The organism is Mycobacterium sp. IDUB_21 (assembly GCF_055419425.1).
The window spans coordinates 271,590-284,243 of the sequence record NZ_JBVAXQ010000004.1 but is presented as its reverse complement, the minus strand read 5'-3'; the positions used below and the strand labels follow the sequence as shown (position 1 = coordinate 284,243).

Here is a 12,654-nt window from a genome sequence, read left to right as displayed (position 1 = left end):
GCTAGCGCGCCCCGGATTTTTTGGCTGTTTCTTGGCTAAATCCACTGGTGCTCTACGCCCCTGCGTGGGTTAGCGTGGCCGCTATCGGTTGCGGCTCGACGGGCTGTGGTGCGGGGAGGTTTTCGGGATATGTCAGCAGTTCGTCGGGGACGGGTGATCGGTACGACCGTGACGGTCGGGGCTGTCGTGGCGTTCGGAGTTGCGCCAGCCGCCCAGGCCGACTTCGACGACCTGTTCCAGCCGATCATCGACGCGCTCAGTACGGTCGATCCCGGCATCGCTGCCGACGCCGACCCCGGTTCCGCGCTGGCCTCGCTGGACACCATGCTCGAGGGCTGGTATCAGAACCTGGTCTACACCCCGATCAACGACCTCGAGCAGTGGATGTTCGGTGGGGCCGCCGACGCGAGTACGGCCGGCAGTGCTGCCGCGAGCGGCTCGGACGCCACCATCCCGGATACCTTCACCGTTCCGCTGCAGGTTAACGCCACCACTGAGCCGGTGGTGGACATCTCGGTGGGTGGCGGCTCATCGGTGCCCGTGCTGGTCGACACCGGGTCCTCCGGGTTGACCATACCGATCTCGGACATCAACTGGGCCGGCATCACCGGCCTGCCCACCGCTTTCAACATGGGCCAGTACGGCAACTCACTGGACTACTTCTACGTGGAGCTGCCCACCACGGTCACCTTCACCGACGCCGCCGGCGAGACCGTCACCGCTGACACCAGCGTCGACGCCGTGCTCTTCGCGTTCCCGGCGGACTTCAACATCTTCGGCCCCTGGTCAATCGGGGACTATCTGGGCCCGGCGGACGTCGACGGCGTGCTGGGCATCGGGGCCAACGCTGTCGGGCCGAGCCCCGACAACATTCCGACCGCGGAGCTACCGGGCGACCTCGGCAACGGTGTGCTGCTCGACCAGGCCAACGGGGTGATGGTGTTCGGCGACAACCCGCTGACCGACGGGATCTCGGTCTCCGGTTCTCCATACGCCAACCTGCTCGTGAGTCTCGACGGCGCGACGCCCCAGTCTGTAACAGCAGTGATCGACTCCGGTGGGGTGTACGGCACCATGCCGTCCTCCGTGTTGACCTCGTCGGGCGTTACGCCGACGGCCAGCGGATACCTGCCCGACGGCACGACGGTGCAGGTCTACACGTCCGCCGGCCAGCCGCTGTACTCCTACACGGTGGGTTCGGGCTCCGGCGAAGTCAGCAGCCCGAACGCCTCCGGCGTCGCTGGCATGATGAACACCGGAAACTTCCCGTTCGCCCAGCAGCCGATCTACACCTCCTACAGTCCGAGCGGTTCCGGGACCACCATCTTCGGCGGCTCCAACGCCATCGAACCGTGACAGTGACCTCGTTGACCTGTTGAAACGTGCTGATGCACGGTTGTAACCGGCAAGCGTTCTCGCTTCCGGGCCGACAGCAGATACGCTAGGCACAATGGTCCCGCTCTGGTTCACGCTGTCCGCGCTGTGCTTCGTCGGCGCGGCGGTATTGCTGTATGTGGACATCGACCAGCGTCGCGGCCGCAGCAGGCGTCGTAAGTCCTGGGCCCGCTCGCACGGCTTCGACTTCGAGCCGGAGTCCGCCGAGCTCCTGCGACGCTGGAAGCGCGGCGTGATGTCGACGGTGGGCGACGCCCCGGTCCGCAATGTGGTGCTCGGCCAGATCCGCGGCGAGGCGGTCTACATCTTCGACCTGGACGAGGTCGCAACCGTGATCGCGCTGCACCGCAAGGTCAGCACCAACGTCGTCGTCGACGTTCGGCTCAAGGGCCTCAAAGAGCCGCGGGAGAACGACATTTGGCTGCTCGGGGCGATCGGCCCGCGAATGGTCTACTCCACCAACCTCGACGCGGCGCGCCGGGCCTGCGACCGGCGGATGGTCACGTTCGCCCACACCGCCCCGGACTGCGCGGAGATCATGTGGAACGAGGCGAACTGGACCCTGGTGAGCATGCCCATCACCAGCACCCGCGCCCAGTGGGATGAGGGTCTGCGCAGCGTCCGCCAGTTCAACGACCTGCTGCGGGTGTTGCCGCCGACGCCGCGGCGCCAGCAGTCCGAAACCGCCGCCGGCTCAGCCAAGCCCGCGACCCGGCGCAACGGGCAGCCCAGCCGTCCGCTGGGGTCGGGCGGCGCGGTCCAGGCGCCCGAGGACAGCGCAGTCGATCAAGCCGCCTCCTCGTCCCGGGCGGCCAGCCCGTCGTCGGGCAACGCCGCCTCAGCCGCCGAGCCGGCGCCGCGGCGCCGGACGGCCCGCGATGAGTCGTCGGGCATGATGCACGTCCCGGCTGCAGGCCGCAACGGCCGGCAGACTGCGCACTATCAGCGCTGATCTCCGGCTCTGAATGACTGACAGTTACTCTGTGGGTCATGTCGCGTCCCGCTAGACCCACGGCCCTGGTCACCGGGCCCACTTCCGGGCTGGGCGAAGGCTATGCGCGCCGCTACGCCGCCGACGGGTATGACCTGGTCCTGGTCGCCCGCGATGCCAAGCGGCTGAAAGCACTCGGAGACGAACTGCGGGGCAGTCACGGCTGCGATGTCGAGGTGCTGCCCGCCGACCTGGCCGACGCCGATGGCCGGGCCAAGGTCGCCGAGCGGTTGAGCGCCGGCGTGCGGGTGCTGGTGAACAACGCCGGCTTCGGCACCTCCGGCGAGTTCTGGACCGCCGACCCCGCGCTGCTGCAGTCACAGCTGGACGTCAACGTCACCGCGGTGATGCAGCTGACCCGGGCCGCGCTGCCCGCGATGGTCGACGCGGGCGCCGGCACCGTCATCAATGTGGCCAGCGTCGCCGGACTGCTGTCCGGGCGCGGCTCGACGTACTCGGCCTCCAAAGCCTGGGTGGTGTCGTTCACCGAGGGGCTGGCCGGCGGGCTGGCGGGCACCGGCGTCGGCATCCACGTGGTCTGCCCGGGCTACGTGCACACCGAGTTTCACGAGCGCGCCGGCATCGACATGGCCACGCTGCCGTCGTTTATGTGGCTGGAGGTCGACGACGTGGTTGCGTCCAGCCTGGCCGACATCGCCCGCGGTGATGTCATCAGCGTGCCGGGCGTGCAGTACAAGGCCCTGACGAGCGTCAGCAGGCTGATTCCGCGCGGGCTGTCGCGGACGCTGACCAACACCTTCGGGCGGGGCCGTGGGCGCACTTAACGGCGGCGAGCGCGACGAACTGGCCGCGCTGGTGCGCGAGCTGTCGGTGGTGCACGGCCGCGTGACGCTGTCCTCGGGTGCCGAGGCCGACTACTACGTCGACCTGCGCCGCTCCACCCTGCACCACCGGGCCGGCGCGCTGATCGGTCGGCTGGTCCGCCAACTCACCGACGACTGGGACTACGTCGCGGTGGGCGGCCTGACCTTGGGCGCCGACCCGGTGGCGACCGCCGTCATGCATGCTCCGGGCCGTCCGATCGATGCCTTTGTGGTGCGCAAGTCGGTGAAAGCCCATGGCATGCAACGTCTTATCGAAGGGGCGGACGTAACCGGGCGGCCGGTTCTGGTGGTGGAGGACACCAGCACCACCGGCGGGTCGGCGCTGACCGCGGTGCGTGCGGTGCGCGAAGCCGGCGGACAGGTGGTCGGGGTGGCCACCGTGGTGGACCGCGCCACCGGGGCCGCCGAGGCCATCGAGGCCGAAGGTGTGCCCTACCGCAGCGTGCTCGGCCTGGCCGAGCTCGGACTGGGCTGAGCGCGGTTGTGCGGACACTGATCGCGTCGGTACTGGCGCTGGCCGTCGCGTGCGCGGCGGCCTGCACGGGTTCGGCTGCGACGGGTCCCTACGGCGCCCAGAGCGCCCGGATCGGCGACGCACTCACCTTGTTGGGCTGGGACATGACGTTGTCCAACCTGCGCTGGGAGGTCGATCACGCGCTGATCGACGTCAAGGCGCAGGTTGCTTCGCAAGGCCCGCACGCCGCGGCCGGCGACCTGCGGTTCGGGGTGTACGGCACGCCCGCCCACCCCGTCGAGGCGACCGGACTGGGCAGCTGCGATGCGCTGGGGGAACTGACGCCGACGCCGCTGTCGAACCGCGACCCCGACCGGCTGGACGGAACCGTGTGCCTGGGCCCGCTCAAGGAACGCAGCGCGGTGCGCGGGATCTACGCTTACTCCCCGGCCGACCGGATCAAGGACACCACGGTGGCCTATGGCGCGGCGTTCCCGGTGGGGCTGCCGCCGATCAACCCCTACGACACCGGCCTGGTGTTGACCGCCCAGGGCGTGGCGGCATACCGGGCTGACGGTGTCCCACTGGCCCCGACCGCCCTCGGCGATCCGAAAGCCTTCTCCGGCAACGGATATATGGTGCTCAGTCTGGTCGCCGACGCGCTCGCCGCCCAGTATCGCGACGACGCGGCGGCCCGCGGCGGGCCGCTGATGCTGGTCGCCGGCCCGGCGTCGCCGATGCCCGGACTGGGTCCGGATTGCCTGGCGTCCGGGTCGTCGGTGCTGATCCTGCCCGAGGGGTCGCTGAACTCGGTGCACGTACCGACATCGCTGTGCACGCACGGGGAGATCAACGCCGCGGTGCTCTACGCCTCGGTGTCGGTGGTGGGCACCCACGCCGCCGTATGGACCACCTCGTGACCGCGCCGGCGACGATGCAGAGCGAAGCGATGAGGAGGAGTGGCGCTCGATGACCGAGCATGATCCACGCGGCGGTCCCAGCTTCGCCTCTCCTTCGTCGAGCCTCGCTGAACCGCCGGGCCCCACCGAGTGGTTCCCGCTGGCCAACGGGGTCGGGCCGTGGCAGGGTGAGCCGCCGACCGACCCGCGCTACGACCCGGACCTGCTGCGCGACGGCGATCACCGCAATGTTGTCGATGCCTACCGGTATTGGACCCGTGAGGCGATCATCGCCGACATCGACGGGCGTCGGCACCGACTGCACGTGGCGATCGAGAACTTCGGGCACGACGCCAACATCGGCTCGGTGGTGCGCACCGCCAACGCGTTCGCGGTGCACACCGTGCACATCGTCGGGCGGCGGCGCTGGAACCGGCGCGGCGCCATGGTCACCGACCGTTACCAGCGGCTGCGGCACCACGACGAGGTGGCCGGGCTGCTGGACTTCGCCGCGCAGGAGGGGCTGAGCGTCGTCGCGGTGGACAACGTGGCCGGGGCGGTGCGACTGGAGCAGACCGTGCTGCCGGCCGACTGCCTGCTGGTGTTCGGCCGGGAGGGCCCCGGCATCAGCGACGAGATGCGCGCGGGCGCCGATGCGCTGGTCTCGATCGCCCAGTTCGGCTCGACCCGCAGCATCAACGTCGGGGTGGCCGCCGGGATCGTGATGCACGCCTGGATCGCCCGGCATGGGAACCTGGAAAGCGCCTGGTAGCGGCGAGTACTGGAGAAGGGCAGGGCGTGGCGGGCGACAACCATCTGAGGACCCGGCGCATCCGATTCCGCTTCGAGGAAGCGCCGAGCGGCCACTATTTTGCCGATGACAACATGGTGCTGAGCCATTTCGTGGCCGAGCTGTCGGGAAGCTTTCCGCCCGGTGAGGAATCGTTCATCCGTTCGGTGCGTCGGGTCACCGACCGGATCACCGACCCGATGCTCAAGCGCCGGGCCGCCGGGTTCATCGGTCAGGAGGCCACCCACGGCCAGGAACATCGCCGGCTCAACGCCAAGCTCATCGACCGGGGCTACCCCATCGCGTGGCGCGATTCGAAATCGTTGCGGGACAAGCAGTGCCAACGCGAGCGGCGGATGTCACCGCGGGTGCACCTGGCGATGACCGCCGGCGCGGAGCACTACACCGCGGTGCTGGCCGAGCGGATCCTGTCCAGTGCGGAAATCCAGTCCATTCGCGGCACGCCGGAGGTGTGGCATCTGCTGAATTGGCATGCGCTGGAGGAGCTGGAGCACAAATCGGTCGCGTTCGACGTCTACCGCGCTGTCGGCGGCACCGAGCCCACCCGGATCGCGGTGATGGCGTTCCTGATCGCCACCACGGTTCCGGCCACCCTGCTGGCGGTGGCGATCTCACTGGCCCGTGACCCGGTGGCCCGCCGCCATCCGGTCCGGCTGCTGCGGGAAAGCCGTGCGCTGCTGCGTGGCCCGTTCTTCAAGGGTCTGCTGCGCGACCTGCTCCGTTACCTCAAACCCGGCTTCCACCCCGACGACGTGGACACCACAGCGCTGCTGGAACTCTGGCAGCGCAAGCTCTTCGGCGACGGCGGCACCTTGGTCGACCACCTGCGCTGACCTGGCCCGTAGGGCAGGATCTAGCGCTATGGATCTGCTATGGGCGAATCGGGCCGAGAGCGCCGAGGCCGCTGTCACCGCCAGACACCTCAAATCGCTCTGGCATATCCCGGGCACCCAGCTCGGCGTGGTGGCCTGGCCGCCGATCCGGCGCGCACCGCATTGGCACTACTGGTGGCAGGCGCACCTGCTGGACTGCCTGGTCGATGCGCAACTGCGTGACCCGCAACCCGAACGGCTGACGTCGATCAAACGGCAGATCCGCACCCACCGGCTGCGCAACGTGTTCCGCTGGACCAATTCCTACTACGACGACATGGCGTGGCTGGCGCTGGCGATCCAGCGGGCCTGCCGGGTCACCGGCATCGACCGGCACCGCGCGCTGGGCACCCTGACCCGCGAGCTGACCGACTCCTGGATGCCCGAGGCCGGCGGCGGCATCCCCTGGAGGAAGGAGCGCAAGGACACTGAGCCACCCTTCTTCAATGCCCCCGCCAACGGGCCGGCCGGGATCTTCCTGGCCCGCGAACCCGACTGGCTGCAGCGCGCCCAGCAGATGGGCGACTGGATCGACGCCACCCTGATCGACCCGGAGACCCACCTGGTGTTCGACGGCATCAGGGCCGGCTCGCTGGTGCGCGCCGAGTACACCTACTGCCAGGGTGTGGTGCTCGGGCTGGAGACCGAGCTGGCGGTGCGCACCGGAGCACAGCGGCACGCCGCCCGCGTCCACCGGCTGGTCGCCGCGGTGAGCAAGCAGATGGCTCCCGGCGGGGTGCTCAAGGGCGCCGGCGGCGGCGACGGCGGGCTGTTCGCCGGGATCACCGCGCGATATCTGGCGCTGGTGGCCACCGAGCTGCCGGGTGACTCCGCGGCCGACTCGCAGGCACGCGACACGGCCGCCGAGCTGGTGCTGACGTCGGCGAAATCGGCGTGGGACTACCGGCAGTCGGTGAACGGACTGCCGCTGTTCGGGGCGTTCTGGGATCGGATCGCCGACGTGCCCCGGGCCGACGGCGCGGTGGCCACCTCCATCGCCGGTGCGGTGCGCGAGTCCGAGGTGCCCGAACGTGACCTGTCGGTGCAGTTGGGCGGCTGGATGCTGATGGAGGCCGCTGCCACGCTTGGTTGACTCTGCGCTGACCAGGCCCTCTACTCGACGTTTTGCTTGGTGAGCGCAGAGTCAGCGTCAACCGACGGCGTGCGACGGCCGCGGTAGGCCCTCCACGCGGCGATGAACGCGGGAATCATCGACACGAACAGGATCGCCAGGATGATCTTTTCCAGGTTCTCGTGGACGAACGGCACGTTGCCCAGGAAGTAGCCCAGCGTCGTCACCCCGGCACCCCACAGGATTCCGCCGACGATATCGAAGGCCAGGTAGACCGGGTAGCGCATGTAGGACACGCCCGCGACCACCGGCACGAACGTCCGGACGAACGGGGCGAACCGGGCCAGGATGATCGCCCAGGGCCCGTACTTCTCGAAGAAGGCGTGCGACTCGGTGACGTAGTGCTTCTTGAAGAAGCGGGAGTCTTCCTTCTTGAACAGGGCCGGCCCGATCCGTCGGCCGATGAAGTAGCCGCACTGATCGCCGAGCACCGCCACGACAGCCACCGCGGGCGCCAGCACCCAGATGTCGGGAGCGAGCCCCTTGGCGGACAGCAGACCGCCGGTGAACAGCAGTGATTCACCGGGAAGCAACGGGAACAGCAGGCCGGTCTCGATGAAGACCACCACCAGGATGGCGGGCAGTACCGCGCCGTGGAAGATCCCACCGGCGCCCAGCCAGTACATCGGGTCCAGCATGCCCGGCATCGCGACCACGGTGGTGCTCATGACGCACCAACATACCGGGGGCTGCGCACGAAACCGTCCCTGAGATACTCGATGTCAGGTTCGGTCAGCCAGGAGGAGAGAGTTCCATGCCCATCGCCACCCCTGAGGTCTACGCCGAGATGCTGGGCCGCGCCAAGGAGAACTCGTACGCGTTCCCGGCGATCAACTGCACGTCGTCGGAGACCGTCAACGCCGCGATCAAGGGCTTCGCCGACGCCGGCAGCGACGGCATCATTCAGTTCTCTACCGGCGGCGCCGAATTCGGCTCCGGGCTGGGCGTCAAGGACATGGTGACCGGCGCGGTGGCGCTGGCCGAGTTCACCCACGTGATCGCCGCCAAGTACCCGATCAACGTGGCCCTGCACACCGACCACTGCCCGAAGGACAAGCTGGACGGTTTCGTGCGTCCCCTGCTGGCGATCTCTGCGGAAAGGGTCAAGGCCGGCGAGAACCCGCTGTTCCAGTCGCACATGTGGGACGGCTCGGCCGTGCCGATCGATGAGAACCTGACCATCGCCAAGGAGCTGCTGGCCAAGGCGGCGGCCGCCAAGATCATCCTGGAGATCGAGATCGGCGTGGTCGGCGGCGAAGAGGACGGTGTGGAAGCCGAGATCAACGAGAAGCTCTACACCACCCCGGAGGACTTCGAGAAGACCATCGACGCCCTCGGTATCGGCGACCACGGCGAATACCTGCTCGCCGCCACCTTCGGCAACGTGCACGGCGTCTACAAGCCCGGCAACGTCAAGCTGCGCCCCGACATCCTGGGCGAGGGCCAGAAGGTGGCGTCGGCAAAGCTGGGCCTGGCGGCCGGCTCCAAGCCGTTCAACTTCGTGTTCCACGGCGGTTCGGGATCGCTGAAGTCCGAGATCGAAGAGGCGTTGCAGCACGGCGTGGTGAAGATGAACGTCGACACCGACACCCAGTACGCGTTCACCCGCCCGATCGCCGCGCACATGTTCACCAACTACGACGGGGTGTTGAAGATCGACGGCGAGGTCGGCAACAAGAAGTTCTACGACCCGCGCGGCTACCTCAAGAAGGCCGAGGCCGCCATGACCGAGCGGGTCATCGAGGCGTGCAACGACCTGCACAGCGCCGGCAAGGCCCTGGGCTGACTTTCTGCTCGCGGGAGAAGCGCTACCCGCCGGGTCGATTCGGCGGTCCAGCTTCGGCTCTCCTCCGTCGAGCCTTGCTAACCGCCGTGCGACTGGCAGATCTTCCACTGGTCGTCGCGGAACTGCAGGTCGAAGCTGCGGGTTGAACGGACCCGTGGCTCGTAGGCCATGAACGCGGTGACGTTGGCTTCGGCATGCCCGTCGTTGACGACGACCTCGTCGATGCTGGCGACCACCGGATACTGCTTGGCCGCCGCGATCCGGCGGTAGGTGTCGTCCCAAGCCTTCTGGTCGTAATTGACATAGCGGTCGCGAATGTCGCCGCAGGTCAGGCTGCGCAGCGCAGCCAGATCACCCTTCTGCATGGCGATGTCGAAGTTCTGGATGGTGCCGCGGACGTGCTCTTCCTGCGAGGCGGCCTGCCGGGTGTCGCGAGTCAGCCACAATGTGCCCAGCACGGCGACGACGGCCAGCGCCAAGATGATCAGGATCAGCGCCATCACCCAGCCCCAGCTGCGCGAGACGCTGGCGGGAAGTCTGCCGCCGAGGCGCGGCGGGATCTGTTGCGGTGTCGCCTTTCCCGCCTCACCGTGCTGCTGGGCGATCAGCTCGGTGTTGGCTTCGCCCACCGACGGGATGACCTCGGTCTGCCCGGCGTCGAAGCCGGGGGCGGTGAACCGGCGCTCCGGCGGCCCGACCGGGGCGGAGTCGGACTCCCTGGGCGCGGGACCGGTGGTGATCACCTCGGTGACGGCCTCGGCGTTGGCGTCGTCGGTTTCGGCGGTGGTCTCCGGAATGACAGCGGTCGCGTCCTCCCCGGAGGCGACGGGGTGGATCTCGGTGACCTGCTCGTCGCCGTCGGGCTGTTCGGCGGGAGTGCCGGAGCGGCCTTCGGCCGGCTCGGTGCGGTCCGGCTCCGGTGGGTTCGGCATGAGTGGATATGTCCTCCGGCTGGTCGGATCGGCTGACGCTAGTGGCAGCTTACTGACCGAACCTGTCGGCTTTCTCCAGCGCCTGTCGCGCGTGGCGTCAGCATCCGATGGGGCAATCGACGCCCTGTCCGGGCGGTTCGACCTGGACGGTGGCGTGGGTCAGACCGCGGGCGGCCAGCACCGCTCGCGCCTCACCGAGCACCCGACCGGGATCGGTACCGGCGCACAGGTGCGCGGTGGCCATGTCCTGGCCCGGAACCAGCGTCCAGACGTGTAGGTCGTGTACGTCGGTGACTCCGTCGACGGCGGCCAGGGCGGCGCGCAGTTCGTCGACGTCGATGTGGCTCGGCGAGGCTTCCGACAGGATTCGCAGCGCGGCGCCGGCCAGCGCGAACGCCCGGGGCAGCACCCACAGCGCGACGAAGACGGCGACGACGACGTCGGCGTAGGGCCAGGAGGTGGTGACCGTGACAACACCTGCGATCAGTACTCCCACGCTGCCGACGGTGTCGGCGACCACCTCCATGTAGGCGCCGCGCACCGCGAGACTGTGTGCCGAGTGGGAACGCAGCAGCAGGGCGACACCGATGTTGACGATCAGTCCGGCGATCGCGACGACGATCATCGGCACACCGGGCACATCCGGTGCGGTGCCGAGACGCCGGATCGCCTCGGTGAGGATGAACGTCGCCACCCCGATCAGCAGCACCGCATTGGCGACCGCGGTGAACACCTCGGCGCGGTGCCAGCCGTAGGTGCGCGATGGTGACGTGCTGCCGCGCCGGGCCAGCATCACCGCCGCCACCCCCATGAACAGGGCGGCCAAGTCGGTGAGCAGGTGTCCGGCGTCGGCCAGCAGGGCGATCGAGTTGATCGTGATCGCGGTGGTCAGTTCGATGGCGAAGAACGCGGTCAGGATCACCGCCCCGATGGCCATCCGGGACAGCCGAGAGTCGGTGTGGTGGTGATTGTGACCGGTGGCCATGGCTAGTGAATATATGTCGCCCGCGGGTCGTAGGTGCCGGGCTGTCAGAACCAGGCGTTCCAGAACTGCGTCAGCGACATCCCCCAGCTCACCAGTAGCCGGGGCACGTCGAACAGGTCGAAGAACCACAGCACCATCGCGAAGAACTTCTGGTTCAACGCCGGAGACGAGATCAGCAGCACCAGCAGCACCAGCAGGCCCCACTGCGAAAACGGCGCCACCGCGCGCTGGGTGGCCGGGCTCAGATGCGGTTCCAGTGCGCCGTAGCCGTCCAGTCCGGGCACCGGCAGCAGGTTCAGCACCACCGCGGTGACCTGCAGGAAACCCAGGAACGCCACCCCGGACCAGAACACCGGGTGCGCTGGGTCGTAGAACACCCGGGTGACGCCCAGCAGCAGTACCGCCAGCACCAGGTTGGCCGTCGGGCCCGCGAGGCTGACCAGGGTGCGCCGCAGCGGCGTCATGAACGACGTCTGCACGTACACCGCCCCGCCGGGCAGACCGATCCCGCCCAGCGCGATGAACAGCATCGGCAGCACCAGTGACAGCCCCGGGTGGGTGTAACGCAGCGGGTTGAGGGTCAGATAGCCGCGCATCTGGGCGCCGTGGTCGCCGAACCGCCAGGCGGTGAAGGCGTGGCCGAACTCGTGCAGGCACAGCGACACCAGCCAGCCGGCGATCACGAACACGAACACCCCGGCGTACGCCAGTGGCCCGATGTCGGCGGCAGCCCGCCAGGCCAGCACGCCACCGAGGGCGGTCACGGCAACCAGCGCCAGGAAGACCGGGCTGGGCCGGACGGTCTGGCCGCGCAGCGGGTGGACGTTCACGCCCACGAACCTAACTGACGAGCAGCCAGTCCTCGATGTGCCGATAGAAGGTGGACCGCTTCACCGTCCGGCTGCCGTAGACCCCGTCACGCACCACCAGCGCACCGGTGGTGCCGAGTTGGGCGGCGCGGCCCGGCACCCAGCGGTGCACCCGGCCGCCCCGCGCCGGAATCCCGGCCCGCAAACCCGGTGCGGCGCCGATCGGTTCGATCAACACCTCGGCCACGTCGCCGTCGAAGAGGGCGGTGTCATCGACGATCCCCTCACCGCTGAGCGCTTCGGTGCCATCCACCGGCAGCCAACGGCCGGCGCCGGCCAGTGCGGTTCCGGCGTCGTCGCGGATCAGCGGCACCGGGCGGGCGGTGCCGCGTCGCGCACGCCGCGCCGCCCACCAGCCGGCCGGCAGTCGGTAGGCCCGGGTGGCGGGGGTGCGCCGCGGCGGGGCATAGCCCACTTCGACATCCAGCCGGCCGAGCCGCAGCAGCCGGGTCAGCACCCGTGCCAGGTCGGTGTCACCGCCCACCACCACCAACCGGCGGAATTGGTCGATCGCCGCGTCGAGTGCTGCCGCGTCGTCGCAGCCCGACAGCGCCGGCAGCCCGGCCAGCGGGCCCGGCAGCGGACGGTCGGCAAAGAGCAAAACGGCGGTTTCCGGGGCGTTAGTGGCGTTCAACGCGCTCCTTGGGAATCGCTTCGGATAGGCTCAGTCACCGGCTGGACCA

The 12,654-nt window shown here is 68.9% G+C and carries 14 protein-coding genes; 9 read left to right on the top strand and 5 right to left on the bottom strand.

What is annotated here, in order from left to right:
• The first annotated feature begins 129 nt into the window (after positions 1 to 129).
• The 8 genes from ACZYY4_RS08555 (at position 130) to ACZYY4_RS08520 (ending at position 7,360) form a co-directional block, all read left to right on the top strand.
• Complete coding sequence (locus tag ACZYY4_RS08555) at positions 130 to 1,356, top strand: PecA family PE domain-processing aspartic protease (RefSeq protein WP_463809403.1); 1,227 nt, start codon at positions 130 to 132, stop codon at positions 1,354 to 1,356.
• Positions 1,357 to 1,450: 94 nt separating this feature from the next.
• Entirely contained in the window at positions 1,451 to 2,347 is an 897-nt protein-coding gene (ttfA, locus tag ACZYY4_RS08550; RefSeq protein ID WP_463809401.1) for a trehalose monomycolate transport factor TtfA, read from the top strand.
• A 38-nt stretch (positions 2,348 to 2,385) separates the two neighbouring features.
• Complete coding sequence (locus ACZYY4_RS08545) at positions 2,386 to 3,171, top strand: SDR family NAD(P)-dependent oxidoreductase (RefSeq protein ID WP_463809399.1); 786 nt, start codon at positions 2,386 to 2,388, stop codon at positions 3,169 to 3,171.
• A complete protein-coding gene (pyrE, locus tag ACZYY4_RS08540; RefSeq protein WP_463809397.1) occupies positions 3,158 to 3,706 on the top strand; it encodes an orotate phosphoribosyltransferase in 549 nt (182 codons plus the stop codon). The genes ACZYY4_RS08545 and pyrE overlap by 14 nt, the downstream gene beginning before the upstream one ends.
• An 8-nt stretch (positions 3,707 to 3,714) precedes the next feature.
• The gene (locus tag ACZYY4_RS08535; RefSeq protein ID WP_463809395.1) at positions 3,715 to 4,605 is read left to right on the top strand and encodes a hypothetical protein; all 891 of its coding nucleotides are present in this window, start codon (positions 3,715 to 3,717) and stop codon (positions 4,603 to 4,605) included.
• 49 nt (positions 4,606 to 4,654) lie between these two features.
• Positions 4,655 to 5,356 (top strand): TrmH family RNA methyltransferase, encoded by a 702-nt coding sequence (locus ACZYY4_RS08530; RefSeq protein WP_463809393.1) that lies wholly within the window; start codon positions 4,655 to 4,657, stop codon positions 5,354 to 5,356.
• Positions 5,357 to 5,382: 26 nt separating this feature from the next.
• On the top strand, positions 5,383 to 6,228 hold the full coding sequence (locus ACZYY4_RS08525) for a metal-dependent hydrolase (protein ID WP_463809391.1): 846 nt from the start codon (positions 5,383 to 5,385) through the stop codon (positions 6,226 to 6,228).
• Positions 6,229 to 6,262: 34 nt separating this feature from the next.
• Complete coding sequence (locus ACZYY4_RS08520; protein ID WP_463809671.1) at positions 6,263 to 7,360, top strand: glycoside hydrolase family 76 protein; 1,098 nt, start codon at positions 6,263 to 6,265, stop codon at positions 7,358 to 7,360.
• Positions 7,361 to 7,380: 20 nt separating this feature from the next.
• Here ACZYY4_RS08520 and ACZYY4_RS08515 read toward each other — a convergent pair whose 3' ends face one another.
• Entirely contained in the window at positions 7,381 to 8,067 is a 687-nt protein-coding gene (locus ACZYY4_RS08515; protein WP_463809389.1) for a DedA family protein, read from the bottom strand.
• A gap of 86 nt (positions 8,068 to 8,153) precedes the next feature.
• On the opposite strand from ACZYY4_RS08515, the gene fbaA reads away from it, so the two are divergent.
• The gene (gene fbaA, locus ACZYY4_RS08510; protein WP_463809387.1) at positions 8,154 to 9,185 is read left to right on the top strand and encodes a class II fructose-bisphosphate aldolase; all 1,032 of its coding nucleotides are present in this window, start codon (positions 8,154 to 8,156) and stop codon (positions 9,183 to 9,185) included.
• A gap of 77 nt (positions 9,186 to 9,262) precedes the next feature.
• On the opposite strand, the gene ACZYY4_RS08505 is transcribed toward fbaA, so the two are convergent.
• From ACZYY4_RS08505 to ACZYY4_RS08490, 4 genes are all read right to left on the bottom strand, one after another.
• The gene (locus ACZYY4_RS08505) at positions 9,263 to 10,117 is read right to left on the bottom strand and encodes an Rv0361 family membrane protein (RefSeq protein WP_463809385.1); all 855 of its coding nucleotides are present in this window, start codon (positions 10,115 to 10,117) and stop codon (positions 9,263 to 9,265) included.
• Positions 10,118 to 10,214: 97 nt separating this feature from the next.
• Positions 10,215 to 11,102, bottom strand: coding sequence for a cation diffusion facilitator family transporter (locus ACZYY4_RS08500; protein WP_463809383.1), 888 nt, complete (start codon positions 11,100 to 11,102; stop codon positions 10,215 to 10,217).
• Between the two features lie 44 nt (positions 11,103 to 11,146).
• Positions 11,147 to 11,932: a site-2 protease family protein gene (locus ACZYY4_RS08495; protein ID WP_463809381.1), complete on the bottom strand. Its 786-nt coding sequence runs from the start codon at positions 11,930 to 11,932 to the stop codon at positions 11,147 to 11,149.
• Positions 11,933 to 11,942: 10 nt separating this feature from the next.
• A complete protein-coding gene (locus tag ACZYY4_RS08490; RefSeq protein WP_463809380.1) occupies positions 11,943 to 12,605 on the bottom strand; it encodes a peptidase M50 in 663 nt (220 codons plus the stop codon).
• Positions 12,606 to 12,654: the final 49 nt, after the last annotated feature.

Bases quoted from the DNA above. Each gene is read 5' to 3' on its own strand.
- ACZYY4_RS08555 (WP_463809403.1), top strand. From the start codon at position 130: ATGTCAGCAGTTCGTCGGGGACGGGTGATCGGTACGACCGTGACGGTC.
- ttfA (WP_463809401.1), top strand. From the start codon at position 1,451: ATGGTCCCGCTCTGGTTCACGCTGTCCGCGCTGTGCTTCGTCGGCGCG.
- ACZYY4_RS08545 (WP_463809399.1), top strand. From the start codon at position 2,386: ATGTCGCGTCCCGCTAGACCCACGGCCCTGGTCACCGGGCCCACTTCC.
- ACZYY4_RS08500 (WP_463809383.1), bottom strand. From the start codon at position 11,102: ATGGCCACCGGTCACAATCACCACCACACCGACTCTCGGCTGTCCCGG.
- fbaA (WP_463809387.1), top strand. From the start codon at position 8,154: ATGCCCATCGCCACCCCTGAGGTCTACGCCGAGATGCTGGGCCGCGCC.
- ACZYY4_RS08530 (WP_463809393.1), top strand. From the start codon at position 4,655: ATGACCGAGCATGATCCACGCGGCGGTCCCAGCTTCGCCTCTCCTTCG.
- ACZYY4_RS08515 (WP_463809389.1), bottom strand. From the start codon at position 8,067: ATGAGCACCACCGTGGTCGCGATGCCGGGCATGCTGGACCCGATGTAC.
- ACZYY4_RS08505 (WP_463809385.1), bottom strand. From the start codon at position 10,117: ATGCCGAACCCACCGGAGCCGGACCGCACCGAGCCGGCCGAAGGCCGC.